The organism is [Roseibacterium] beibuensis (assembly GCF_039542305.1).
Classification (GTDB): domain Bacteria; phylum Pseudomonadota; class Alphaproteobacteria; order Rhodobacterales; family Rhodobacteraceae; genus Roseibacterium; species Roseibacterium beibuensis.
Window position 1 is genome coordinate 149096 of the sequence record NZ_BAABHW010000005.1, and the last position, 24161, is coordinate 173256.

22 protein-coding genes are annotated in these 24161 nt (G+C 66.3%); 12 read left to right on the forward strand and 10 right to left on the reverse strand.

Annotation, left to right across the window (positions count from 1 at the left end; translation table 11 throughout):
- Window positions 1-4: 4 nt before the first annotated feature.
- Window positions 5-1612: a hypothetical protein gene (locus ABD923_RS15580; RefSeq protein WP_259552493.1), complete on the forward strand. Its 1608-nt coding sequence runs from the start codon at window positions 5-7 to the stop codon at window positions 1610-1612.
- A gap of 100 nt (window positions 1613-1712) precedes the next feature.
- On the forward strand, window positions 1713-2603 hold the full coding sequence (locus tag ABD923_RS15585; RefSeq protein WP_259552491.1) for a fructose bisphosphate aldolase: 891 nt from the start codon (window positions 1713-1715) through the stop codon (window positions 2601-2603).
- 68 nt (window positions 2604-2671) lie between these two features.
- Here the strand turns inward: ABD923_RS15585 and ABD923_RS15590 are convergent, their stop codons facing one another.
- The gene (locus ABD923_RS15590) at window positions 2672-3154 is read right to left on the reverse strand and encodes a bacterioferritin (protein WP_259552485.1); all 483 of its coding nucleotides are present in this window, start codon (window positions 3152-3154) and stop codon (window positions 2672-2674) included.
- Window positions 3155-3241: 87 nt separating this feature from the next.
- Complete coding sequence (locus ABD923_RS15595; RefSeq protein ID WP_259552480.1) at window positions 3242-4843, reverse strand: acyl-CoA dehydrogenase family protein; 1602 nt, start codon at window positions 4841-4843, stop codon at window positions 3242-3244.
- A gap of 138 nt (window positions 4844-4981) precedes the next feature.
- Here ABD923_RS15595 and ABD923_RS15600 point away from each other — a divergent pair, with 138 nt between their 5' ends.
- The 5 genes from ABD923_RS15600 to ABD923_RS15620 all read left to right on the forward strand — a co-directional run bounded on the left by ABD923_RS15600 (window position 4982) and on the right by ABD923_RS15620 (window position 9631).
- Window positions 4982-5272 carry an FtsB family cell division protein gene (locus ABD923_RS15600; RefSeq protein ID WP_259552471.1) on the forward strand — a complete coding sequence of 97 codons (291 nt, stop codon included), beginning with the start codon at window positions 4982-4984 and terminating at the stop codon, window positions 5270-5272.
- A gap of 163 nt (window positions 5273-5435) precedes the next feature.
- Window positions 5436-6458, forward strand: coding sequence for a pyruvate dehydrogenase (acetyl-transferring) E1 component subunit alpha (gene pdhA, locus ABD923_RS15605; protein ID WP_222186971.1), 1023 nt, complete (start codon window positions 5436-5438; stop codon window positions 6456-6458).
- An 18-nt stretch (window positions 6459-6476) separates the two neighbouring features.
- A complete protein-coding gene (locus ABD923_RS15610; RefSeq protein WP_259552465.1) occupies window positions 6477-7862 on the forward strand; it encodes a pyruvate dehydrogenase complex E1 component subunit beta in 1386 nt (461 codons plus the stop codon).
- Between the two features lie 12 nt (window positions 7863-7874).
- Window positions 7875-9233, forward strand: coding sequence for a pyruvate dehydrogenase complex dihydrolipoamide acetyltransferase (locus tag ABD923_RS15615; protein ID WP_259552455.1), 1359 nt, complete (start codon window positions 7875-7877; stop codon window positions 9231-9233).
- A gap of 59 nt (window positions 9234-9292) precedes the next feature.
- Window positions 9293-9631, forward strand: a complete 339-nt coding sequence (locus tag ABD923_RS15620) for a carboxymuconolactone decarboxylase family protein (protein ID WP_259552453.1) — start codon at window positions 9293-9295, stop codon at window positions 9629-9631.
- 188 nt (window positions 9632-9819) lie between these two features.
- Here the strand turns inward: ABD923_RS15620 and ABD923_RS15625 are convergent, their stop codons facing one another.
- Entirely contained in the window at window positions 9820-10413 is a 594-nt protein-coding gene (locus tag ABD923_RS15625; RefSeq protein ID WP_259552452.1) for a pseudouridine synthase, read from the reverse strand.
- An 80-nt stretch (window positions 10414-10493) separates the two neighbouring features.
- Here ABD923_RS15625 and ABD923_RS15630 point away from each other — a divergent pair, with 80 nt between their 5' ends.
- A complete protein-coding gene (locus ABD923_RS15630; RefSeq protein ID WP_259552445.1) occupies window positions 10494-10730 on the forward strand; it encodes a DUF2798 domain-containing protein in 237 nt (78 codons plus the stop codon).
- A 258-nt stretch (window positions 10731-10988) separates the two neighbouring features.
- Here the strand turns inward: ABD923_RS15630 and ABD923_RS15635 are convergent, their stop codons facing one another.
- The 3 genes from ABD923_RS15635 to ABD923_RS15645 form a co-directional block, all read right to left on the reverse strand.
- On the reverse strand, window positions 10989-11474 hold the full coding sequence (locus ABD923_RS15635) for a hypothetical protein (RefSeq protein WP_259552443.1): 486 nt from the start codon (window positions 11472-11474) through the stop codon (window positions 10989-10991).
- 26 nt (window positions 11475-11500) lie between these two features.
- Window positions 11501-14314, reverse strand: coding sequence for a DNA polymerase I (polA, locus tag ABD923_RS15640; RefSeq protein WP_259552442.1), 2814 nt, complete (start codon window positions 14312-14314; stop codon window positions 11501-11503).
- 85 nt (window positions 14315-14399) lie between these two features.
- Window positions 14400-14603 (reverse strand): zinc-finger domain-containing protein, encoded by a 204-nt coding sequence (locus ABD923_RS15645; protein WP_222186964.1) that lies wholly within the window; start codon window positions 14601-14603, stop codon window positions 14400-14402.
- Between the two features lie 104 nt (window positions 14604-14707).
- Between ABD923_RS15645 and ABD923_RS15650 the strand changes: the two genes are divergently transcribed.
- Complete coding sequence (locus ABD923_RS15650) at window positions 14708-15655, forward strand: ABC transporter ATP-binding protein (RefSeq protein WP_259552440.1); 948 nt, start codon at window positions 14708-14710, stop codon at window positions 15653-15655.
- Between the two features lie 133 nt (window positions 15656-15788).
- Here the strand turns inward: ABD923_RS15650 and ABD923_RS15655 are convergent, their stop codons facing one another.
- Window positions 15789-16172, reverse strand: a complete 384-nt coding sequence (locus ABD923_RS15655; protein WP_259552438.1) for a histidine triad nucleotide-binding protein — start codon at window positions 16170-16172, stop codon at window positions 15789-15791.
- A gap of 13 nt (window positions 16173-16185) precedes the next feature.
- Window positions 16186-17760, reverse strand: a complete 1575-nt coding sequence (locus ABD923_RS15660; RefSeq protein ID WP_259552429.1) for a beta-1,6-N-acetylglucosaminyltransferase — start codon at window positions 17758-17760, stop codon at window positions 16186-16188.
- A gap of 152 nt (window positions 17761-17912) precedes the next feature.
- Here ABD923_RS15660 and ABD923_RS15665 point away from each other — a divergent pair, with 152 nt between their 5' ends.
- From ABD923_RS15665 to ABD923_RS15675, 3 genes are all read left to right on the forward strand, one after another.
- The gene (locus tag ABD923_RS15665) at window positions 17913-18731 is read left to right on the forward strand and encodes a sulfotransferase family protein (RefSeq protein WP_259552421.1); all 819 of its coding nucleotides are present in this window, start codon (window positions 17913-17915) and stop codon (window positions 18729-18731) included.
- 153 nt (window positions 18732-18884) lie between these two features.
- The gene (locus ABD923_RS15670; RefSeq protein WP_259552419.1) at window positions 18885-20135 is read left to right on the forward strand and encodes a tetratricopeptide repeat protein; all 1251 of its coding nucleotides are present in this window, start codon (window positions 18885-18887) and stop codon (window positions 20133-20135) included.
- A gap of 1 nt (window position 20136) precedes the next feature.
- Complete coding sequence (locus ABD923_RS15675; RefSeq protein ID WP_259552417.1) at window positions 20137-20922, forward strand: FecR family protein; 786 nt, start codon at window positions 20137-20139, stop codon at window positions 20920-20922.
- 62 nt (window positions 20923-20984) lie between these two features.
- Here ABD923_RS15675 and ABD923_RS15680 read toward each other — a convergent pair whose 3' ends face one another.
- Window positions 20985-23189: a CHASE2 domain-containing protein gene (locus tag ABD923_RS15680; protein WP_259552415.1), complete on the reverse strand. Its 2205-nt coding sequence runs from the start codon at window positions 23187-23189 to the stop codon at window positions 20985-20987.
- Between the two features lie 136 nt (window positions 23190-23325).
- On the reverse strand, window positions 23326-24072 hold the full coding sequence (locus tag ABD923_RS15685) for a Crp/Fnr family transcriptional regulator (protein WP_259552408.1): 747 nt from the start codon (window positions 24070-24072) through the stop codon (window positions 23326-23328).
- Between the last annotated feature and the right edge of the window lie 89 nt (window positions 24073-24161).

Consider the following 24161-nt stretch of genomic DNA (forward strand, 5'->3'; position numbering starts at 1 on the left):
ATTCATGTTGTCCGTATGTCGATCCCTGCCCCGCGCCGCGTTGATCGCGGCCGGGCTCGCGCTGCCCCTGCCCGCCTTCGCGCAAGAGGGCGACCCGCGCCCCGGTTTCGCGGAAATCCTCGCCCCCGACCGGCTGGCGGGGATCCTGGCCAATTTCGGCATCGCCGCGCTGCGCACCCAGATGGAGGTGGAATACCAGCACCTCTCGACCGACATCCTGCGCGGACAGGTCAGCCTGTCGGGCGTCACGCTGCGCCCGCACCTGCCCTATGACCGCGCGCGGCTCTGCGAGATCACGCTGGACCGGGTGACGATCTCGGCCAGCCCCTTTGCGGCCGTCAGCGACATCTCGGCGGCGCGCATCGGCGCGGTCGGGGCGGCGGCGACGCTGGCCTGCCTGCCAAGCGACACGGCGATGCCCCTGCGCACGATGGGGCTTGGCCAAATGGCCTTCGACCGGGTCGGCGTGGACGTCGAATACGTCACACCGACGGGCGAAATGCTGATCGACGCGACCATGGCGCTGAACGGCGTCGGCGTGCTCGACCTGTCGGCGGCGGGCACCATCCTGCCCCGCCCCGGCGAGGACGGGATGCCCGATGACCCGGCCATCCGGCTGACCCGCGCCGTGCTGAGCTTCCAGGATCGCGGCGGCTGGGACGCGGCGGGCGCGATCATGCCCCCTGCCCTGCGCCAGCCCGACGCGGTGGTGCAACTGGGCACCGAGGGTCTGATCGACCTGCTGACCGAGGGCGGAACCCAGGCCATCGGCGCGGCGGAACGCGACTTCGTCGATGACCTGATGGCCGAGGTTGCGCGGTTCATGCAGGACCCGGGTGAACTCACGCTGGAGGCGGAATTGCCGGCGGGCGGGCTGACCATCGAGCCCGAGGCCTATGCAAAACCCGCGCGGCTGATCTCGCTGCTTGCGCTCGACGCGCGCAGTGCGCCGTCCGCCCGGTCCGCCCTGATCGACACGGCCCTTCTGTCCCGGCTGGGGGCCGAGGACCTGAGCGACGAGGAGCGCCTGACGCTGGGGGCGGCGCTGCTGTCCGGCGAAGGCGTGCCGCGCGCGCCCTCCCGTGCGCTGGACGTGCTGGCGCCGCTGGTGGCATCCGGCGACCCGGCCTATGCGGAGGCGACCTTGCTGTCAGCCCGCGCCATGGCCGACCGCGACCCGGTGCAGGCCTACGCGCTGGCCCTTCAGGCCTCGGGCGCGCCCGGCGTCGTCAGCCTGCTCGACGGGCTGGAGGCGCGGTTGACCACGCCCGAGGTGCTGGACCTGCAGGAGGGCAATGGCTGGACCGCCGAGACGCTGGCCGCGAACCTGCCCGAGGGGGGCGACCCGCGCGCCCTGCGGGATCTGTCGGTTGCCTTCTTCACCGGCATGGACCGGCCCCGCAACTACGCCAACGCCTACCTGCTGGCGATCCTGGCCGAGGCGGCGGGCGATGTCGGCGCGCCGCAGCTTCTGACCGAGATCACCGGCCGGTTCGAGGCCCGCGGCCCCGAGGTGCGGGCCGCCTGGGCCGCGCTTTCCTCCGACATCGAGGCCATCGCGCTCTCCGCGTGGATCGAGGGCGATCTGGCAGGCCGATACCGCGTCGAATGACAAATCCGGCGCATGTTTGCGCCACCATGATTTACAGGCCATCGGCCCCGGCTTAGACCCGGGGTCGATCCCTTATCAACGACCAAGGAGTGCATGACAGATGGCCAGCGACGCGATGAAAGAACAGATGAAAACCGGTCAGGGCTTCATCGCCGCGCTTGACCAGTCGGGCGGCTCCACCCCCAAGGCGCTGCGGCTCTATGGCATCGAGGAAGACGCCTATGCCTCGGAAGACGAGATGTTCGACCTGATCCACGAGATGCGCGCGCGGATCGCGACGGCCCCTGCCTTCAACGGCGAGAAGGTCATCGGCGCGATCCTGTTCGAGATGACGATGGATCGCGAGATCGGCGGCATGCCCTCGGCCACCTATCTGTGGAAAGAGCGCGGCGTCGTCCCCTTCCTCAAGATCGACAAGGGGCTGGAGGACGAGGCCGATGGCGTGCGCCGGATGAAGCCCATCCCCGGCCTTGACGCGCTGCTCGACCGCGCCGTCGCCGCCGGCATCTTCGGCACCAAGGAACGCTCGGTCATCGATGCGGCCAACGCCAAGGGCATCGCCGACGTGGTGGCGCAGCAGTTCAAGCTGGGCGCCGAGGTGCTGGCCAAGGGCCTGGTGCCGATCATCGAACCCGAGGTGACGATCTCGATCCCCGACAAGGAGGCCGCCGAGGAGATCCTGCTGGCCGAGATCCAGAAGAACCTCGACAGCGTGCCGGACGGCCAGCAGGTGATGCTGAAGCTGACCCTGCCGACCCGGGCCAACCTCTACGCCCCGCTGATCGCACATCCCAAGGTGCTGCGCGTCGTGGCGCTGTCGGGCGGCTATGCCCGTGACGAGGCGAATGCGAAACTGGCCGAGAACACCGGCATGATCGCCAGCTTCAGCCGCGCCCTGACCGAAGGCCTCTCGGCGCAGCAGTCCGACGAGGAGTTCAACGCCGCCCTGTCCGACGCCATCGACGCGATCCACGCCGCCTCGATCACCTGAGGCGACGCCTGCGCGCAACGAAAAAGGCCGGGGCATGCCCCGGCCTTTCTGCACTCGGTCACGGCGTGTCAGCCCTCGGCGTCGCCCGAGAAATAGGTCTGGATGAAGGTCGGCTCGCCCATCCGCTCCAGCAGGTCGAGTTGCTGGTCCAGCCAGCCCCAATGCCCTTCCTCGTCCATGACGATGGACTCGAACAGCATCCGGCTGCCGATATCGTTCGCCTCGAACGCCTCTTTCGCGGATTTCGAGTAGAACTCGATCGCCTCTTCCTCGTCCTTGCGGTCGGCCTCGAACATCTCTTTCAGGCTGTTGGCCTTCACCGGCTCGGCCGCGGGCACGACGCGGGGCGTCCCGCCAAGGTAGATGATCCGCTCGATGAACTTGCCGGCATGGCCCAGCTCTTCATGCATCTCCTCGCGCATCTTCGCCGCCAGCTTGTCGAGGCCCCAATCCTCGAGCACATGCGCATGCAGCAGGTATTGCTGCGAGGCGGTGAGTTCCATCGAAAGCGCCTGTTGCAGGGAGGCGATGCTGGATTGGTTGCGGGGCATGAAAACTCTCCTTTTGCGAGATCGCGACTGTCGTCTGCCTCAGACGTAAGGATTGCCTGACAGGCTGCAAGGGGGCGAATTGACCGCTCAGTCACCACCTCCCAGCCGGGCGATCAGGGGCACCGGGTCGATCCCCGGCAGGCTGCCCGCGACATGGCCGCGGCTGTGGTCGAGGCGGCTGGCGACAAAGGCGTCGGCCACGGGATGCGGCGCATGGCGGATCAGGACCGCGGCCGTCAGCAGCAGCGCGAGCCGTTCGGCGAAGACCCGCGCCTCGCCTTCCTCGGGCAGACCGGGCCAGCGCGCGGCATGGGCGGACAGCGCCGCGTCATAGCGGGCATCGGCCCCGGTCGCGGCCTTCAATTCGGCCCTCAGCGCCGCGCCCGCGCCCGCGTCGCGGGCCAGCGTGCGCAGGATGTCGAGGCAGATGACATTGCCCGACCCTTCCCAGATCCCGTTCAACGGCGCCTCGCGGTAGAGCATCGGCAGCGGCGTGTCCTCGACATAGCCCATGCCGCCCAGCCCCTCCATCGCCTCGGCGATGACGCGGATCGCCAGCTTGTTGTTGAGGAATTTCGCGAGCGCCACGCCGATCCGCGCGAACCCGGCACGCGCCGGATCGTCGAAGGCGCGGGCAACATGCAGGCCCAGCGCCGTCGCCCCCTCCCAATCCAGGACCAGGTCGGCCAGAAGGCTCCGCATCAGGGGCTGGTCGATCAGCCGCCGCTGAAAGGCGCTGCGATGGCTGACCCAGTGATGCAGGTGATCGAGCGCCGCACGCATCAACCCGGCGGGCGCCATCGCGGTATCCAGCCGCGTGTGATGCACCATGCGGATGATCGCCGGCACGCCGCGCCCCTCCTCGCCCACAAGCTGCGCCCACGCGCCGTGCAACTCGATCTCGGCGGAGGCATTGGCCCTGTTGCCCAGCTTGTCCTTCAGCCGCATCAGGTGGATGGGGTTCCGCGTGCCATCCTCCAGCCAGCGCGGCACGAGGAAACAGGACAGGCCCCCGGGCGCCTGCGCCAGCATCAGGAAGCCGTCCGACATGGGCGCGGAACAGAACCACTTATGCCCGGTCAGGCGATAGGCCCCGTCGGCGGGCGCGGCGCGCGTGGCGTTGGCCCGCACGTCCGATCCGCCCTGTTTCTCGGTCATCGCCATGCCCAGCGTCGCGGCCCGTTTCCGCGACAGCGGCGCGACCGACGGGTCATAGGCGGCGGCGGTCAGCTTGGGCACCCAGTCGCAGGCCAGGCCCGGCGCGCCCTCGGCCAGGGCGGGCACGGCGGCGTAGGTCATCGTCATGGGGCAGCAGGTGCCGGGCTCCACCTGGCTGTGCAGGTAGACCATCGCGGCATGGGCCAAGTGGCTGCCCCCGGTCCACGGACCGCCTGCATATCCCGCCGTCAGGCCAAGCGACATCAGGTGATGGTAGCTTTCCGAGAACCGCACCTCGTCCAGCCGCCGCCCGCCCGCATCGAACTGCACCAGCTCCGGCAGGTGCCGGTTCGCGCGCCGCCCCCACTCCGCCACCTCCCCCCGACCGAGGGCCGCGCCATGGGCGGCGGGCGTGGCCTCCTCTCCCATGTGATCGCGCAGCACCGGGTCGTCCGCCCACAGGTCGCGGTCGCCGCGCGCCGGCGGCTGGTTCGTCACATCATGTCCGGTCAGGTCGGTCCTTGGGCCCATGCGCGTTCTCCCCTTGCCGCCTCAGGATAGCCGCGCGACCACGGCCGCGTCAGGGGGGATTCCCATTTGATTCGGAATGTGCGAGTCTCTGCCCCGAGCCACCCGACAGAGGCGGCCATCCGAGGCAGAAAGAATCCGATGCTGCGTTCCATCTCACCCACCGGGCTGATCCTGCCCGCGCTTCTGATCGTGGGGGCGTATTTCACCTTCACCGCGGTGCAGGGGAACCACGGGCTGTTTCGCCGTATCCAGATCGAGGCCGAGGTGGACCGCCTGTCGCTGGAGTTTGCCCGGCTGGAGGCCGAAACCGAGCGGATGGAAATCCTGACCCGGCGGCTGTCGGACGATTACCTCGATCTCGACCTTCTGGACGAGCGTGTCCGCGCCGTTCTGGGCTACGCCCGGCCCGACGAGTTGATCCTGCCCTGACCGTCCGGCCCCGCGCCTGACTTTGCGTCATTCGCGCGGCGCATGGCGGCCCTGCACCGCTTTCACACCGTTGCGTCACCATGGGGGGTGCAATCGCGCGCGGCCTTTGCTAAGGATAGTTCAACGTTAAACTATTCCCGCCCAGAGGGAGGAGCCGAGGCCCATGGCGACCCGGAAAACAGCCGCAAAATCAACGTCCAAACCCAATGTCTCGGCCGATGAGCTCAAGACCTATTACCGCGAAATGCTGCTGATCCGGCGATTCGAGGAAAAGGCCGGCCAGCTTTACGGCATGGGCCTGATCGGGGGCTTCTGCCACCTCTATATCGGACAGGAGGCCGTCGTCGTCGGGCTTGAGGCCGCGGCAGAGGACGGCGACAAGCGCGTCACCTCCTATCGCGACCACGGTCACATGCTGGCCTGCGGCATGGACCCCAAGGGGGTCATGGCCGAGTTGACGGGCCGCGAGGGCGGCTATTCCAAGGGCAAGGGCGGCTCGATGCACATGTTCTCGAAAGAGAAGCATTTCTACGGCGGCCACGGCATCGTCGGCGCACAGGTGCCGATCGGCGCCGGCCTCGCCTTTTCGGACATGTATAAGGGCAATGACCGCGTGACCTTCGCCTATTTCGGCGACGGCGCGGCCAACCAGGGCCAGGTGGCCGAGACCTACAACATGGCCGAGCTTTGGGACCTGCCGGTCATCTTCGTGATCGAGAACAACCAGTACGCCATGGGCACCTCGACCGCCCGTGCGTCGAAATCCCCCAACCTCTGGAAGCGGGGCGAGGCCTACGGCATCCAGGGCGAGGAAGTCGATGGCATGGACGTGCTGGCCGTGAAGGCCGCCGGCGAAAAGGCCGTCGCCCACTGCCGCGCGGGCAAGGGCCCCTACATCCTCGAAGTGAAGACCTACCGCTACCGCGGCCACTCCATGTCGGACCCGGCCAAGTACCGGACCCGCGAGGAGGTGCAGGAAATGCGCGAGAAGCGCGACGCCATCGAGCATGTGCGCCAGCTTCTCTTGCAGGGCGATCACGCAACCGAAGACGACCTCAAGGCGATCGACAAGGAGATCAAGGAGATCGTCAACGAATCCGCCGAATTCTCGAAAGAAAGCCCCGAGCCCGCGCTCGAGGAGCTTTGGACCGACATCTACGCCGACGCGGCGCCGCAGAACGCCTGAGCGGGGGAGAACAAAAAGATGGCAACCGAAATCCTGATGCCCGCGCTGTCGCCGACCATGGAGGAAGGCACGCTCGCCAAATGGCTGGTGAAAGAGGGCGATACCGTTTCCGCCGGTGACATCCTTGCGGAAATCGAAACCGACAAGGCCACGATGGAATTCGAGGCCGTGGACGAAGGCGTGATCGGCAAGATCCTCGTCCCAGAGGGGACCGAGGGCGTGAAGGTCAACACCGCCATCGCCATCATCGGCGAAGAGGGTGAGGATATCAGCGACGCTTCTGCCGCCCCGGCCCAGAGCACCGCCGTGCCCACCGCGCTGGAAGGTGAGGAAGGCAAGCAGGCCGCCTCGTCGCCCGCGACCCCGGCGCAGGCTGCCGCGCCCATGGCCGACACCAGCCCCGACTGGCCGGCAGATGCCGAGATGAAAAAGCAGACCGTGCGCGAGGCGCTGCGCGACGCCATGGCCGAAGAGATGCGCCGCGACGACACCGTCTTCGTCATGGGCGAGGAAGTGGCCGAGTACCAGGGCGCCTACAAGGTGACGCAGGGCCTGCTGGACGAGTTCGGGTCCAAGCGCGTCATCGACACGCCGATCACCGAGCATGGCTTTGCCGGTCTCGGCGTCGGCGCGGCCTTTGGCGGTCTGCGTCCCATCGTCGAGTTCATGACCTTCAACTTCGCCATGCAGGCGATCGACCAGATCATCAACTCGGCGGCCAAGACGCTCTACATGTCCGGCGGGCAGATGGGCGCGCCCATGGTGTTCCGCGGCCCCAACGGCGCCGCGGCGCGCGTCGGAGCCCAGCACAGCCAGGATTACGCCGCGTGGTATTCGCACATTCCCGGCCTCAAGGTGGTGCAGCCCTATTCTGCCGCCGACGCCAAGGGGCTGCTGAAAACCGCGATCCGCGACCCCAACCCGGTCATCTTCCTCGAAAACGAGATCCTGTACGGACGCTCCTTCGACGTGCCGCAGGTCGATGACCTGACCATTCCCTTCGGCAAGGCACGCATCTGGCGCGAGGGGTCCGACGTAACCATCGTCAGCTTCGGCATCGGCATGACCTATGCGCTCGAAGCCGCCGACCAACTGGCCAAGGACGGCATCGAGGCCGAGGTGATCAACCTGCGCACCCTGCGCCCCATCGACTATGACACGGTCATCGCCTCGGTGATGAAGACCAACCGCTGCGTCACCGTCGAAGAGGGCTTCCCGGTCTGCTCCATCGGCAACCATATCGCGGCCTATGTGATGCAGAACGCCTTCGACTACCTCGATGCGCCGGTTCTGAACTGCACGGGCAAGGACGTGCCGATGCCCTATGCCGCGAACCTCGAAAAGCACGCCCTGACCTCGGTCCCCGAGGTGATCGAGGCCGTGCGCGCCGTGACCTATCGCTGAGGAGAGCCGGACATGCCTACAGAGATCCTGATGCCCGCCCTCTCCCCCACGATGGAGGAAGGCACGCTCGCCAAATGGCTGGTGAAAGAGGGGGACACCGTGTCCGCCGGCGATATCCTGGCCGAGATCGAAACCGACAAGGCCACGATGGAATTCGAGGCCGTGGACGAAGGCACCATTGGCAAGATCCTCGTCGCCGAAGGCAGCGAAGGGGTGAAGGTCAACAGCCCCATCGCCGTTCTTCTAGAAGAAGGTGAAAGCGCCGACGACATTGGCGATGCCGATGCCGCCGCGTCGTCAGCGCCACAGGCGTCTGACGCGGGCAAGGAGGCGGCCGCCACCGGCGGCTCCGACGCGCCCGCCGCCCCCGCTGCTGCTGCCGCAGCCGCCGCCACCCCGGCGCCCGCCGCGCCCACGGGCGGCGACGGAACCCGCATCTTCGCCTCGCCGCTGGCACGCCGCATCGCCGCCGACAAGGGGCTCGACCTCGCCCAGATCAAGGGCTCCGGCCCGCGTGGGCGTATCGTCAAGGCCGATGTGGAAAACGCCCAACCCGGCGCCGCCCCTGCCCCGGCGCAAGCCGCCGCGTCCGAGGCCCCTGCTGCTGCATCGAAACCCGCCGCTGCGGCGATGCCCACCGGCCCCGATGCCGCGCAGGTCATCAAGATGTACGAGGGCCGCGACTACGAAGAGGTCAAGCTCGACGGGATGCGCCGCACGGTCGCCTCGCGCCTGACCGAGGCCAAGCAGACCATCCCGCATTTCTACCTGCGCCGCGACATCAAGCTCGACGCGCTGCTCAAGTTCCGCAGCCAGCTCAACAAGCAGCTGGAAGCGCGCGGCGTGAAGCTGTCGGTCAACGACTTCATCATCAAGGCCTGTGCCCTGGCCCTGCAAGCCGTTCCGGCGGCCAATGCCGTTTGGGCCGGTGACCGGATGCTGAAGCTCAAGCCCTCGGATGTCGCCGTGGCCGTGGCGGTCGATGGCGGCCTCTTCACCCCGGTCCTGAAAGATGCCGAGATGAAGTCGCTCTCGGCGCTTTCGGCCGAGATGAAGGATCTCGCCACCCGTGCCCGCGACCGCAAGCTGGCGCCCCATGAATATGTCGGAGGCTCCTTCGCGATCTCGAACCTCGGCATGTTCGGCGTCGACAATTTCGACGCGGTCATCAACCCGCCGCATGGCGCGATCCTCGCCGTCGGCGCCGGCGTGAAGAAACCCGTCGTGGGCGCGGATGGCGAACTGGCCGTGGCCACCGTCATGTCCGTGACCCTCTCGGTCGATCACCGGGTCATCGACGGCGCGCTCGGGGCGGAATTGCTGCAACAAATCGTGGACAACCTCGAGAACCCCATGGTCATGTTGGCCTGAGGGCGGGGTCATGCTGGCCCCCTCCTGACCAACCCGGAACCATGAGGGGGTGCAGGCCCATGAACTGGAACGATGTCGTGGCCGAGGGCCAGGTTCATATCGAGGATTACTGCGGCAAGCAGCAAGAGGCCGCGAACGGGTTTTTCGCGTTGCATGAGGCGACGCTGAAACCCGGCGCGCTCGACACCAAGCACAAGGAACTGATGGCGCTGGCCATCGGGATCGCCAAGCAATGTGTCGATTGCATCGGCTTTCACACCAAGGCCGCGAAAGAGGCCGGGGCCAGCCGGTCCGAGATCGAGGAAACCGTTTCGGTCTGCGTCATGATGGGCGGCGGACCGTCGCTGATGTACGGCACCAAGGCGCTGGAAGCCTACGACCAGATGGACGGCGCGTAAGGCCCCTGCCCGGCCGTGCAAGATTATTCGAAATGCAGGGCTGATTTGCACACGCGTGGGTTGACAGTAAGGGCCGATCCGGGGCCATCTACTATCTTGGATACAACGGTACGCGGCCCTGCCGGAGGAGACAGGGACGCGACCGGAAGGGGCAGAGCCGCACCAGGCCTGCCCCTTCTTTAATTCTTCTACATGATCTTGTCCGGCATCACGTCGCGCCATGCGCCGGGGGCCAGCCCCTCCAGCGTGATGTCGCCCACCGACCAGCGGACCAGGCGCAGCACCGGCAGGCCGACATGCGCACACATGCGCCGCACTTGCCGGTTCTTTCCCTCGGTGATGGTCAGGCGCAGCCACGCATCGGGCACGGACTTGCGGAACCGCACCGGCGGGTCGCGCGGCCAGAGCCAAGCGGGCTCGGCCACCTGCTCGACCAGCGCGGGGCGGGTCAGCCCGTCCTTCAATTCGACCCCCGCGCGCAGGGCCTCCAGCGCCGCGTTGTCCGGCACACCCTCGACCATCGCGAAATAGGTCTTGGGCGTGCGGGATCTGGGCGAGGTGATCCGCGCCTGCAACTTGCCGTCATTGGTCAAGAGCAGCAGCCCCTCGCTGTCACGGTCGAGCCGGCCCGCCGGGTACATCCCCGGCATATCCAGATGCGCCGACAGGCCCGGCCAATGCCCGTCCCCCGTGAACTGGCTCAGCACGTCCATCGGCTTGTTGAAGGCGACAAGGCGCGTCGGCCCGGACGGGCGGCGCGGACGGGGACGCGGGCGGCTCATGCACAGGCCCCTGTGCAGGCGCGCTGATTGACGCGGCCAATCAGGTCGCACATTTGCAGCCGAGCACCAAAGGAGCCCGGATGATCCCCCATCGCTATGCCCATATCCTGTTCTCGTTCATCCTGTCCGGCCTGATGTCGGCCATCGTATCGGCCATCGCGACCTTCCGCACCGTCGGCCTCCCGGCCGATTTCGCATCGATCTGGTTCGGGTCCTGGCTGACCTCCTGGTCCATCGCCTTTCCCGCCGTCCTGATCGTGGCCCCCATCGCACGGCGCTTGGTGGCGCTGCTGACGACCAGCCCGCAGCAGGGCTGAGTGCTCTTCCCCCGCAATACTTACATGCCTGTAGCCAGAGTTGTGACGAGTCGTTCCACCTAAGGCGCAAGAATAGGCGTAAAGGCCACTTGAAGCACTTGCGTTAACGTGCCGTAGGAGCGGGTCTCTCGCCAACAGAAAATCGGACTGTGTCAGAGCGCCAATGAACAACGCCGGATGACCCGCCTCTTTGCACTACACTTCGACTTTGCGAATCGTGGCTAGGTCGATTCTTCAGAATTGAGCGCTGACCAACACTCACTTTGACGGCGGCTGCTGTACGACAATCACTTCGCGACGCCCGCCGAGAACAAGCACCGCACCAAACACAAGAAAAATCAGTCCGAGGATCAAACCGATAAAGGAAAATGCGCCGAACGCGGCCGCAACCCCAATACCAGCACCGATGGACGCAGCCGCGGCATCGGTTGAGGACGCCTCCACGGCAATACCCTGCACAGTCTCACCATACGCACGCCCAAGGAGAGGAATGACCAGCAAGGGCATCGCAATAAACACTGCGCCGTCCAAAAGGAAACCGCGCCCCCAGGCGCGCCGACCGGTGGGAGCAAGAAGCACGATCAAGGCCACAAGAGCAGCCCCGCCCAATGCGATTGTTGCGCCCAGTGCTTCGCCGATCCCCGCGCCGAGAGGAGACAAAGCGAAAAAGGTCAGCACCAAAAAGATCAGTGCAGCAAATATCTTCGATATGATGGTCACTTGAATTCCCTCTTTCAGACGCACGGTTCCACTAAAAGGTTAATAGCAAGTTAATGCGCCTCGGCCCAGTTCGCCCCCTGCCCCGCATCGACGACCAGCGGCACGTCGAGATGGACTGCCGGGTGCGCCGCGCCTTCCATCACCTCGCGGGCGCGGTCGATCAGGCTGTCCACGGCCCCCTCGTCCACCTCGAAGATCAGTTCGTCATGCACCTGCAGCAGCATGGTCGCGGGCAGGTCCGCGATGGCGTCATCCATCCGGATCATGGCGCGGCGGATGATGTCGGCCGCTGTCCCCTGGATCGGCGCGTTGATCGCGGCCCGCGCGGCAAAACCGGCGGTCGGCCCCTTGGCCCCGATCTCGGGCGTGTTGATCTTCCGGCCAAAGAGCGTCTGCACGAACTTGTGCTCCTTCGCGAAGCCCTTGGTCGCGTCCATGTAGTCCTTGATGCCGGGGAAGCGTTCGAAATACCGGTCGATGAAGCCCTGCGCCTCGGCCCGCGGGATGCGCAGGTTGCGCGCAAGGCCGAAGCCCGAGATCCCGTAGATCACGCCGAAATTGATCGCCTTGGCCTGCCGCCGCACGTCCGGCGTCATCTCGTCCAGCGGCACGCCGAACATCTCGGACGCGGTCGCGGCGTGAATGTCCTGCCCCTCGCGGAAGGCCTGTTTCAGCGCGTCGATCCCGGCGATATGGGCGAGAATCCGCAGCTCGATCTGCGAATAGTCAAGCGAGACCAGAACCTTGCCCGGCTCGGCGACAAAGGCCTCGCGGATGCGGCGCCCTTCCTCGGAGCGCACGGGAATATTCTGCAGGTTCGGATCGGTCGAGGCCAGCCGCCCCGTATTCGCCCCCGCGATCGAGTAAGAGGTATGCACCCGCCCCGTCTCGGGGTTGATGTGATCCTGCAACGCGTCGGTATAGGTCGATTTCAGCTTGGACAGCTGCCGCCAGTCCAGAACCCGCGCGGGCAGGTCATGCTCGGTCGCCAGGTCCTCCAACACATCGGCCGGGGTGGAATACTTGCCGGTCTTGCCCTTCTTGCCGCCCTCGAGGCCCATCTTCTCGAACAGGATCTCGCCCAGTTGCGCGGGTGAGCCGACGTTGAACCGTTCGCCCGCTAGCTCGTGGATCTCATCCTCCAGCGCGGCCATCTTCTGCGAAAACGCGTTGGACATGCGCGACAGCGTATCGCGGTCCACCTTGATGCCAGACCGTTCCATCCGCGCCAGAACCGGCACCAGCGGACGTTCCAGCGTCTCGTACACGGTCGTCACGTGCGTGCGGTGCAGTTGCGGCTTGAACAGCAGGCCAAGGCGCAGCGTCACGTCCGCATCCTCGGCGGCATAGGGCGCGGCCTTGTCGATCTCGACCCGGTCAAAGGTGATGGCCGATTTCCCCGAGCCGATCAGATCCTTGATCGGGATGCAGTGATGCGACAGGTAGCGCTCGGCCAGCGTGTCCATCCCGTGCCCGTGCAGCCCCGCGTTCATCGCGTAGGACATCAGCATCGTGTCGTCGATGGGCGCGACGTCGATGCCGTAACGCGCCAACACCTTGACATCATACTTGGCATTCTGCGCCAGTTTCATCACCGCGTCGTTTTCCAACAGCGGCTTGAGCATCCCCAGCGCCTGGTCGAGGTCCATCTGCCCCTCGGCCAGCGCATCGTCCGAGAACAGGTCCCCGCCCGCCCCGCCGCCGCGATGCTGCAAGGGGATGTAGCAGGCCTTCCCCGGCTCCACGGCCAGCGAGACACCCACCAGCTCCGCCCGCATCTCGTTGAGCGAGGTCGTTTCCGTGTCGAACGCCACCGTGCCGCGCGCATGGGCGGCGTCGATCCATTCCTGCAACGCCCCGGCGTCGCGGACGATCTCGTAGTCCTCGGGCTTGATGGGTGGAAACTCGGGCGCGCTCTCGGCTTCCTCGCCCGAGGCCGCCCCGCCGGGATCGGTGTCGGGGATGGTCGGCGGCTCGACGCCCATCTCCTCGGCGATGCGGCGGGTCAGCGTGCGGAACTCCATCTGCGACAGGAACTCCAACAGCTTGTCCGCCTCGGGTTCGCGCACCTCCAGATCGTCGAGGGTCTCGTCCAGCGGCACCTGGTCATCCAGCGTGACGAGTTTCTTCGACAGCTCGATCTGGTCGCGCTTCTCGATCAGGGTCTGGCGGCGCTTGGGCTGCTTGATCTGCTCGGCGCTGTCCAGAAGCGTTTCCAGATCGCCGTATTCATTGATCAACAGCGCGGCGGTCTTGATCCCGATCCCCGGCGCGCCGGGGATGTTGTCCACGCTGTCACCGGCCAAGGCCTGCACGTCGATCACACGGTCGGGGCCCACGCCGAACTTGGCCTCGACCCCCTCGGCATCGATGCGGGTGTTCTTCATCGCGTCGAACATCTCGACCCCGCCGCCGACCAGCTGCATCAGGTCCTTGTCCGACGAGATGATGGTCACGCGTCCGCCCGCCTCGCGCGCCTGGCGGGCCAGCGTGGCGATGATGTCATCGGCCTCGAACCCCTCCAACTCGATACAGGCGAGGTTGAAGGCCCGCGTCGCCTCGCGCGTCAGCGGGATCTGCGGGCGCAGATCCTCGGGCATAGCGTCGCGATTGGCCTTGTACTGGTCATAGAGGTCATTGCGAAACGTATGACTGCCCTTGTCGAAGATCACCGCCGCATGGGTCGGCGCATCGGGGCCGGTATTGGCCTCGATCATCTTGTGGATCATGTTGCAAAAGCCCGAGACCGCCCCGATGGGCAGCCCGTCGGATTTCCGCGTCAGCGGCGGCAGCGCGTGATAGGCCCGAAAGATGAAGGCCGACCCGTCCACCAGGTGCAGGTGATGTCCCTTGCCGAATGCCATGATCCCTCCGCGCGCGCCTCTTGCCCCGGTGTCCAAACGTCAGGGCGCGCCCCGCAACCGGGAAGGACCAGCGCCCCGGAAGGTGTCAGGCCTTTTGCCCGTCCTCGCCCAGCACCTTGTCGGCGAAATCGGCATGGACGAACAGCTTGTCGCAATAGCCGCACTCGACAAAGCCCTCGTCGCGATCCAGCGACAGCCAGACACGCGGGTGTCCCAGCGCGCCTTCGCCGCCGTCGCAGGACACGCGCCAGGCGTTCACGATCTCGGTTTCGGGGGCTTTGGGGGTCATGCTCGGTCGTCCTCCTGCTTGTCCCACGCGGGACCGCGCCTTAAGTCGCCAATCGGTATCGCAGCTTGCACGCGGCCCGACAAGGCCCGGAAAGGACCAACCGCATGACCGACACGCCAACCCGGAACGCCATCGAGATCCGCGGCCTGAAAAAGACCTACGCCGCCTCGGGCCGCGCGCCCGCGAAAGACGCGCTCAAGGGCGTCGACCTCGACGTGCCCGCGGGGTCCATCTTCGGCCTGCTGGGGCCGAACGGGGCGGGAAAATCGACGCTGATCAACATCATGGCGGGTCTGGTTCTGAAATCCTCGGGCACGGTGAAGATCTGGGGCTTCGACCAGGACGTGAACCCGCGCCAGTCGCGCGCCGCCATCGGGGTCATGCCGCAAGAGTTGAACCTCGACCCGTTCTTCACCCCGCGCGCCGCGCTCGAAGTGCAGGCAGGCCTCTACGGCGTGCCGAAATCCGAGCGGCGCTCGGACGAAATCCTGGAACTCGTCGGCCTCGAGGACAAGGCCGAGGCCTATGCCCGCACGCTCTCGGGCGGCATGCGCCGCCGGCTCCTCCTCGGCAAGGCGCTGGTCCATGCGCCGCAGATCCTCGTCCTCGACGAACCCACCGCCGGCGTCGATATCGAGCTGCGCCAGATGCTCTGGCAGAATGTCCGCCGCCTCAACGAGACGGGCATGACCATCATCCTGACGACCCATTACCTCGAAGAAGCCGAGGAGATGTGCGACGAGATCGCCATCATCAACCACGGCGAAGTGATCGCGCGCGACCGGACCGAAGACCTGCTGGCCCGGATGGACCGCAAGACGCTCTTGATCTGGCCCGAGGGCGACCCGGACAAGATCGCCCTGCCCGAGGGCGTCACGCTGGAGCGCCGCCGCGACGGCGCGCTGGCCTTCTCCTACCGCACGACCGACACCAAACCGGGCGCCATTCTCGACGCGCTGCGCGCCACCGGCGCCTCGATCCGCGACATCCGCACCGAGGATCCGGACCTCGAAGATGTCTTCGTGGCCCTGACCTCCAGCCGCGCCGCCTGACGGCCCCTTCATCTTGGCTGAAAAACTCCGGGGTCCGGGGCAGCGCCCCGGAACCTGAGCCGTCCCGACCAGGGACGGCGAGGCAAGGACAACGCGGCGTCAGCCGCTCCTTTTCCCTGACGGGCGCGCGGCCTCAGCTTGCGCGGGCCAGCATCCGTCCCAGCGGGCGACCGGCCAGGATATGCAGGTGGTAATGCGGCACCTCCTGCACGCCGTCGACACCCGCGTTCGAAATCACGCGGAACCCGTCGCCGCCGTCTCCCGGGCAGATCCCCGTCTCGGCGCAGATGCGCGCCACGGTGCGGTGGAAATCCACGATCTCCGCCTCCGAGGCCTCGGCACAGAAATGATCGAAGGTGACATAGGCCCCTTTCGGAATCACCAACACATGCACCGGCGCCTGCGGGGCGATGTCGTTGAAGGCCAGCGTGTGCTCGGTCTCCATCACCGTGTCGTTCGGGATCTCGCCACGCAGGATTTTCGCAAAGATGTTCTGATCGTCATAGGCATAGGCCATCGGGGCGCCTCCTTCAGTCGGCAAAGAGATAAGGGGTTTCGGCCAGCGCAAGGCCGGTCTCGGCATCTATGTTGAATACATCCGACAACACGGCGGCATTCGCCTTGGCATCGCGGTCCTCGCGCACGCGCCAGTGGTCGCTGAACTCGGCCTCGCGGATGCGGATGGATTCGTATTGGAACTCGTGGCGCAGCGTCGGCAGCATGCGCTGGATCACGTCCGAGGGCGTGTCGTCGGTGGCCAGGCCGACGCGGCGCGCATGGCCCACGAGGTACTGGTCATCGAAGGTGCATTGCAGCTCCAGCAAGCGCGTCGAGGCCCGGTCGGTCATGAAATCGCGCATCAGGTCGATATTCGCCGGGTCGAGGCAGATCATCAGCCGGTCCGTCTCGTAATAGTCGAAAAGCATGCGCATCAGGGCGCGGCGGTGGCGGTTGCGCTTTTCCAGCGTGCGTTCGATCCCGCCCAGATGCGGCACCGGGCAGGAGGCCTCGTCGAACAGGTACTCCACCCCCGAGATCCCCACACGGTCCTCGGCGGCATGTAGCATGCGCTTGGCCACGTGCCATTTCTTGCACACGATCATCACCAGCTCGCGGTCCGGCCCGAGCGTGCTTTCCCGTTCCCAGAACCGCGTGCCAAAGCGACGGCCGATCCGCCCGCGCCCGGTCAGGAAGGCATGCAGCCTCGGCCCCTCGTCGCTGACTGCGAAATCCGTGCGGCCCGATTCCCACAACATCCCGAGACGCTCTTTCAGATGCGTCGCCTCGGGGCTGATCTTGCGGGCAAACAGGTAGTTCTGGCTGACCAGCAGGTCATACTGGTCGTTGTAGAACGAGACCGGCATGCCGTAATCCGAGAACATCTTGAAGGTCAGCGTGCGGCTCTCGATCTCGCGCTCGGGCACGAGGTGGCGCACCAGGGTCTGGAAGAAAGTCTCATCGGGAATCCAGGTCGTGCGGAAGAACCGCACCACGTCGGGCCGGGCCTTGCAGAATTCCAGAACCGCCTCGATCGTGCGCCGGCGCAGGCACCACCACTGGCTGCCGATCATCACCTGGATGTCGCGCGGGATGCGCCGTTCGAGGCCCAGTCGCTTCTGGATCTCGAACATGGTGTAGAAGCGCCATTTCTGCCTGCGCTCGTTGAACCAGTGCCGATAGACGAGCCGCTCGCGCTTGAACCCCGTCTTGATCCAGTCCGAACTGAAAAAATCGAAGCTTTCGATGTAGTCGCGGTCGGCCGCGTCGAGAAAGCGATGGGCATAGGCCGCCGATTTCACCGACCCGCAATCGCCCGACAGCATGTAGAAATGGCTGGCGCGGGGAAAGGCCTCGACCGCCGCCTCGACCGCGTTCAGCGTGGCCTGCACAAGGCTCCATTCCCCCCAGCCGCACTTGATGCGCTTGGCGAAGGTGACGTTCTTGTTGTCCGACAGCGCCGCGGTAATCTGCGCAAACGCCTCGGCCTTGGCCCGCGCGTCGAAGTGGATCGACACGAAATCCCCCGTGGCCGTCAGCCGCTCGGCCTGACGAATGATCGACGGGGCGTCCTTGTGGCAAAGCAAAATGAAGGCGATTTTTGCCATTTCGGAAACGGTTAGCCTCAAACTTTCCTTATTGTTGTGCCATTACTAGCCGACGAAGATTGATAAAACACGACTTCTTTGCTTTTTTCAGGCACGCATCCCTGGCGGGATAACGACCCCGCCCAAAAGCGACAAGACACGAGGCACACAGAATGGGTTTTCCGGGCACCTGGATGACAACGAGCGAGAGCGTCGTCTATCGCGTCGTTCCCAAATGCGCCTGCTCGACCATCGGGCAAATCATGTATTTCACGGACAACGGCGCATTCTTCGACGGGGACATCCACGATGCCACCGAGGGGATGCACAAATGGGCCTTCGACGACAGCCAGCCGATCATCACACGGAACGTGAAGGCGCATGAGTCCTTTGCCTTCACCTGCGTGCGCAATCCCTACACGCGCATCCTGTCGTCCTTTTTCGACAAGATCTGCGGCATCCAGCGCAATGGCCGCCGCTACCGTGGCAACCTCGTGCCGCTCCTGATCCAGAAATACGGGATCGAGGTGGGCGGCGACGACGGCAAGGGCGAGTTCGACCAGATCGCAAGCTTCCGCCGCTTCCTTCTGTTCGCCCGCGACACGATCCGCTGGCGCAAGCCGATGGACCCGGACATCCACTGGTCGGCCATGTCGGGGCATGTGGGCACCTTCGTGGCCAATGGCGGCAGGTACGACCACATTTTCTGGACGGAGAAGTTCAACGACGGCATGCAGACCGTGCTCGACAATATCGAGATGGCGCATCCGGTGGATCTCAAGGACGTGCCGCGCTTCAACGAAAGCGAAGGCCACGGGCCGAAACGCGCCCACCCGGTCGAGGAGTATTTCGACGATCTGTCGATGCACCTCGTCTACGAGATCTACAAACGCGATTTCGAGCTTTTCAAATACGACTTCGAGAATCCCGCGAACAAGATGCCCGTGGCCGAGATCGACCTCGACGAGGTGCACGCCAAGCTCGGCGATTGAGCCGCGCGCCCGCGCTGCCCCCTCTACCGTTGCGTCAATGCCGCATTGCCGCGCCAAGCTGCCCCGGCGGACCAGCCCGGCGTTGCAATGCGCAGCGGCGCGGGCCTAGCTTGCCGGAATTGATTTAATCTCGTTATTGGTAAGGGGCTCGGAATGTCCAATCCCACCAAGGCCGCCGCGCTCAGGGGAACTGTCGCCGCACTGGCCTGCGCCGCTGCCATCGCGCTGACGTCTGCACCGGCCACGGCCCAGACCACCAGCCTCGCCGCGCAACGCGACGCTGTCTTCGCACAAATGCTGGCCGATCCGGCGAACCGCGACCTGATGCGGGACTATGCGCGCCTTTCCGTCGAGATGCGCGAGTTCGAGGCCGCGGTCGCCACGCTGGAGCGCTTGGTCGATCTCGAACCAACCAACTCCGCGGCGCGCATGGAACTGGGCATCGCGTATTTCTCGCTCGGCAATTACGACCTTGCCGAATATCACCTTGCCGCGGCGCAGGCTGGCGGGGCGCTGACGCCCGCGCAAAGCGCGCAGGTCGCGCGCTACCGCGCGGAAAGCGTCGCCCGGGATGAGCCGAGCACATGGTCGGGCCATGTCGCGCTTGGCTACGCGTGGAACGACCAGGATTTCGGCGACAACGAAGGGTTCTTCGGCACCGCCAGCCTCGATTGGCGGCTGGACCTCGGCGGCCCCTTCGTGGCGCAATGGGTGACCGAGGCCGAGCTGGCGACCTACGAGCCCGAAGCCGACGATTTCTTCTTCTCCGCCCTGTCACGCCAGGAGTTGCGCATCCGCACCGGACCCGAGTTCCGCCTGACCGGCGACACCTACGGCCCGCGCCTGCAACCCTATTTCGAGCTTGGCGCGATCCGTTTCCCGGACGCATCGTTCCAGGATGAAGACCGCTTCATCGTCGGTGTCGCGTACCAGAACCCGCACAACGAGGTATGGACCACCTTTGCCGACCTGTCCTACGGCGAAGCGGAACTGATCGAGAGCGGCGACGAATACACGTTCCACGACCTCGAATTCGGCGTCGTCTACCGCCCGTCTCGCGACACGCGCGTTCGCATGACACTGTCAGCCGGTGGCGAGGACTGGGATTTCGTCGATATTTCGACGACCGGCGCCCGGCTGGAGGCGCAGCACGAGTTCGACGCGCCGTTCGATCTTTCCAGACGCTGGGTGGTCGGAAGTTTCCTGGACGCCGACTGGATCGACTCCGAGTTCAGCTTTGACGATGCCACCCGTATCATGACGGGTCTGATGGTGCGGACATTCTTCACCGATGCGCTCTACCTTGAAACCAGCGCCACGCATGGGATCACGGTCTTTGACACACCGTTCCGCGACGATGCCGAAGAAGCCGTGGTTTCGATGATGATCGGGTGGGAGTTCTGAGATGAGCATCTTCACACGCATCACCCGCCCCGCCCTGACCGCCGCAGTCCTCGCCGGTCTGGCGCTTCCCGCAGCGGCGCAACAGATCGGCACGGTTGCCTCCTCCGAACCGACGCTGCGCGGTACGCCGCCGGGCGCCGCGACCCGCACCCTGGCCCTCGGCAGCGGCCTTGTCGCCGACGAGACGGTCCAGAGTTCCGCCACCGGGCGTGGCCAGCTTCTGTTCGCGGATCAATCCACCCTGTCGCTGGCCCCCAACACGACCATCGTGCTGGACCGGTTCGTGTTCGACCCGAACCAGGGCGCGGGCGAGATGGGGCTGCAACTGACCGAAGGCGCGCTGCGTTTCATCGGCGGCGCGCTCAGCCGCGAGGAGCCCGCCACCATCGTCACGCCCTCGGCCACCATCGGCGTGCGCGGATCGTCGGTTCTCGTCTTCGCATCGGGGGGGGCGACCTATGCCGTGTTCATCGCCGGCGAGCGCCTGTGCCTTGCCACCGCCTCGGGCGGGACGAGTTGCACCAGCCGTCAAGGCGGCGTGCTCGGGACCGAGGGATATCTTGGCGAGGTCGCGCCCGAGTTCCTGGCCTTCCTCCTGCAACTGATCGACGGCGCGCCGCGTGGCGGCAGCGGATCCCCGTTGGGAAGCGGCGTGAACGATCCCAACCCGTCCGACCGTGGCCCCGTTTCCACGGGCGGCGAAGAGTTCGACTTCGAGATCTTCGACGATGATTTCGACATCGACGTGATCATGGAATTCTTCGAAGAGCTTTACAACGAATACTGAAGACCGTCGCAGCGTTGCGACCAAGATCATCGACGCCCGCCACCCGGCGGGCGTTCGTCGTTTCAGCGTTTCACCGTGGCCACCGCCTCGCCCGCCCAGCCGGGCGGCGGAGCTGCGCGGTAGAATCCCTCGATCCGGTCAAGGTAGAGCCGCGCCAGCAGGGTCGTGTCGCAGAACGCGACCTGCATTTCGGCCAGCGCGGCAAAGCTTTCCTCGGCCCGCGCCCAGTTCCGGGCAAGGTAATCGCCGCGCGCCTCCTGCAGCGTGCGGGCAAAGGCCTCCACCTCTGCCGACCCCTCAGGCAGGATGGTCGAGACCTCGACCGCATTGGCGAACCCCTTGACCGCGATCAGGTCGAGCGGGATGGCCACCAGCCCCGCGGCCGCCCCCTGCCCTGCCGCCGCCGCCGTATCCGGCCCGACGCAGGCGGCCACCCCGTATTGCCGGGTCAACCCCTCCAGCCGCGCGGCAAGGGTCACGCTGTCCCCGATGCAGGTATAGGAAAGCCGGTCGCGCGAGCCCATCAGCCCGACCGAGGCGGGACCGGTATTCACCCCGATCCCCACCGACACGGGCGGCAAGCCTTCGGATCGCAGGGCCGCGTTGGCCTTGGCGGCGGCCTCCTCCACGGCGAAGATCGCGCCAAGCGCCGCCTCGGCGTGATCCTCGCGCGCGATGGGGGCGTTCCAGAAGGCCATGACCGCGTCGCCCATGAACTTGTCGATGGTCGCGCCGCGATCGACCAGCGCCTCGGCCACGGCTGACAGGTAGGTGTTGACCAGCGTCACGACGCGGGCGGGGTCCATGCCCTCGGTCACGGTGGAAAAGCCGCGCATGTCCACGAACATCACCGACAGGTCGCGCTCGGCGCCTTCCGGGGTCAGGGCCGCCTCGGGGTTGGCCTCGATCCGGCCGATCAGTTCGGGCGGCAGGAAATAGGCAAAGCGGCTGCGGATCGTGCGCCGCGCCCGCTCCTTCGCCATGAAGCCCAGGGTCGTGCCCGGCACGTAGACCGCCGCCGCCGTCAGGACCGGCAAGACCGGGTTGAACAGGTAGCCCGCCGAGAAAGACCAAAGCCCCCCAAGGATCGCCGCCGCCGCCAGCCCCATCGCCGCGAACAGCCCCGCCACCGCGTGTTCGCGCAATTGCAGCAGCGTCAGCGCCGCGCCGATCAGCACGATCACCACGATCTCAAGGCCGAACATCCAGTCGGGCCGCGTGAGGAACCTGCCCGACACGATCTGTTCGATGATCTCGGCATGGAGCGTGACGCCCGCGATCTGCCCGTCCAGCGGCGTCGTACGGATGTCGAACAACCCCTGCGCCGAGGAGCCGACCAGCACGATCCGCCCAGCCAGCCGCGCCTGCAAATCCGGGTCCAGCCCCTCCGCCTCCAACAGCTCGGCGGCGGGGGTCACGCGTTCGGCCTGACGCCCGGCGAAATGGATGCGGAACCGGCCATCGGCCTCGACCGGGTAGATCAAGGCCCCGGTCCGCATCTCGGTCGCGGCCACCGTGCCACCGGACACCTCGCCCGAAGCCTCGGTCGTGCGCAGGATATGACCGCCCGCGCCCTGGGCGACGCGCAGGAGTTCCGCCGAAAGCGAGGGGATCAGCGCCTCGCCCACCCGCGTAACCATCGGCACGCTGCGGGTGATCCCGTCTTCGTTGCGCCCAAGGCTGACCATGCCGAGCCCGGTCGCGGCCTCGGTCAACGCGGGCAGGTTCTCGACCGCCGCCGGATAGCTGGCCAACCCCGGCGGCACCTCGCCCGTCACGGCGACCCCGGCCTTGGCGGCGGGCAGCCCCCCGTCCACCGCGCCCGCGATGGAGAGGACGACCGGGCGCCCCGCGATGGCCGCGGCAAAGCGGTCGTCATGCGGCGCAAGGCCGAGGTCGGGCAGGATCGGCGGGATGCCCTCGGCAAACCGGCCCCAGCTTTCGGCGATCCGCTCGGGCGAGGTGCGGTCCGGCTCGGGGAACAGCACGTCGAACCCGACCGCCGCCGCGCCATGCTCGAACAGCCGGTCGGTCAGCGCGGCCATGTAGCTGCGCGGCCAGGGCCATTGCCCGTAGAGGTCGAGGGCGGCCTCGTCGATATCCACGATATGAACCGGGGCCTGCGGATCATAGGCGCGCGGGCTGGCACGCTGGTAGCCGTCGAACACAGCATCACGCGCGCGGTCGAGGATCAGGGGCGATACGGCGGCCAGAAGCAGCATCAACGCCGTCAGGCCAAGCCCGAGAAGAAGGGTCGCGCGCCTCATGGCAGGGACGCGCCCATGGCAAGGACTTCCTCGGATCGCGGCACGCGCGGGCCCTCTCGACTACCTGTACTGGTCTGGATCGTCGTCGATTTTCGGAACGCGCGCAATTGCTGCGCGCCCCGCAGGCTTGCGCCGATCAACTCGTGCCGGGTTGGCTTTCGGGATCGATCGCCGGGATGGTGTCGTGCGTAGGGCCCTGTCCGACCACCGAGCGGGTCTGCGCCGCGCGATCCATCGGCACGCTGTCGGCGACCTTGCGCGCCAGTTCCTGCCCGAACAGCGCCACCATCGCGTTGTTGAGCGCGGGTTTGCGCGCCATCATCGCCGTCAGCGGCTCGATCGGCAGGCGAATGACGGTTCCGCCCTCGGGCAAACGCACATCGGCCGAGGACGGGTTGCCCGTCAGGAACGCGATCTCGCCCACGAAGGCCGGGCCGCCGATGGGAAAGCTCCGGCCCTGTTTGGAGATCTCGATCCGGTCGGAGAAGACCAGCATCAGGTTCTCGACCGGCTTGCCCTCCAGCGCCAGCGGCGTGTCACGCCCCACGGTCTCGCGCTCCATGATCCTGGCGATGCGGCGGAACTGCCCCGGTGTCAGCGTCGGGAAATGCCGCAACAGCGCGCGGTCTTCGGCGCTCATGCGCCAAGTCGTGCGCTCGATCAGGATCAGCAGGATGAGGATCACGTTGACGGTGACAAGCGACAGGTTGGCCAGCACCGATTGCAGGATCGGCTCGGGACGCAGCGCGTAGAACAGCGCGTCGCACGAGATGCCGACTGCAACGAGGACGCGCAGAACAAGCTCGTCGCGCACGGCGAAACCCGCGATCTTGAGCATGAGTCCGAGGCCGAGAATGGCGGAGAGGTAAAGCGGATCGGTCATGAAATGGCGAAAGGCGCTCGACAAAATGCAAAACGGGGTGGCGGCCCTGCGACCGCCTGCACCTTGTTAGCGAAGCGCGTCCCGTCCGG

Excerpts from the sequence above, each read along its gene's own strand:
- ABD923_RS15630 (WP_259552445.1), top strand. The coding sequence starts at position 10,494 with ATGATCCCCCATCGCTATGCCCATATCCTGTTCTCGTTCATCCTGTCC.
- ABD923_RS15620 (WP_259552453.1), top strand. The coding sequence starts at position 9,293 with ATGAACTGGAACGATGTCGTGGCCGAGGGCCAGGTTCATATCGAGGAT.
- ABD923_RS15680 (WP_259552415.1), bottom strand. The coding sequence starts at position 23,189 with ATGAGGCGCGCGACCCTTCTTCTCGGGCTTGGCCTGACGGCGTTGATG.
- ABD923_RS15665 (WP_259552421.1), top strand. The coding sequence starts at position 17,913 with ATGGGTTTTCCGGGCACCTGGATGACAACGAGCGAGAGCGTCGTCTAT.
- pdhA (WP_222186971.1), top strand. The coding sequence starts at position 5,436 with ATGGCGACCCGGAAAACAGCCGCAAAATCAACGTCCAAACCCAATGTC.
- ABD923_RS15660 (WP_259552429.1), bottom strand. The coding sequence starts at position 17,760 with ATGGCAAAAATCGCCTTCATTTTGCTTTGCCACAAGGACGCCCCGTCG.
- ABD923_RS15610 (WP_259552465.1), top strand. The coding sequence starts at position 6,477 with ATGGCAACCGAAATCCTGATGCCCGCGCTGTCGCCGACCATGGAGGAA.
- ABD923_RS15615 (WP_259552455.1), top strand. The coding sequence starts at position 7,875 with ATGCCTACAGAGATCCTGATGCCCGCCCTCTCCCCCACGATGGAGGAA.
- ABD923_RS15625 (WP_259552452.1), bottom strand. The coding sequence starts at position 10,413 with ATGAGCCGCCCGCGTCCCCGTCCGCGCCGCCCGTCCGGGCCGACGCGC.
- polA (WP_259552442.1), bottom strand. The coding sequence starts at position 14,314 with ATGGCATTCGGCAAGGGACATCACCTGCACCTGGTGGACGGGTCGGCC.
- ABD923_RS15650 (WP_259552440.1), top strand. The coding sequence starts at position 14,708 with ATGACCGACACGCCAACCCGGAACGCCATCGAGATCCGCGGCCTGAAA.
- ABD923_RS15590 (WP_259552485.1), bottom strand. The coding sequence starts at position 3,154 with ATGCCCCGCAACCAATCCAGCATCGCCTCCCTGCAACAGGCGCTTTCG.
- ABD923_RS15675 (WP_259552417.1), top strand. The coding sequence starts at position 20,137 with ATGAGCATCTTCACACGCATCACCCGCCCCGCCCTGACCGCCGCAGTC.
- ABD923_RS15670 (WP_259552419.1), top strand. The coding sequence starts at position 18,885 with ATGTCCAATCCCACCAAGGCCGCCGCGCTCAGGGGAACTGTCGCCGCA.
- ABD923_RS15595 (WP_259552480.1), bottom strand. The coding sequence starts at position 4,843 with ATGGGCCCAAGGACCGACCTGACCGGACATGATGTGACGAACCAGCCG.
- ABD923_RS15645 (WP_222186964.1), bottom strand. The coding sequence starts at position 14,603 with ATGACCCCCAAAGCCCCCGAAACCGAGATCGTGAACGCCTGGCGCGTG.
- ABD923_RS15685 (WP_259552408.1), bottom strand. The coding sequence starts at position 24,072 with ATGACCGATCCGCTTTACCTCTCCGCCATTCTCGGCCTCGGACTCATG.
- ABD923_RS15585 (WP_259552491.1), top strand. The coding sequence starts at position 1,713 with ATGGCCAGCGACGCGATGAAAGAACAGATGAAAACCGGTCAGGGCTTC.
- ABD923_RS15655 (WP_259552438.1), bottom strand. The coding sequence starts at position 16,172 with ATGGCCTATGCCTATGACGATCAGAACATCTTTGCGAAAATCCTGCGT.
- ABD923_RS15580 (WP_259552493.1), top strand. The coding sequence starts at position 5 with ATGTTGTCCGTATGTCGATCCCTGCCCCGCGCCGCGTTGATCGCGGCC.
- ABD923_RS15600 (WP_259552471.1), top strand. The coding sequence starts at position 4,982 with ATGCTGCGTTCCATCTCACCCACCGGGCTGATCCTGCCCGCGCTTCTG.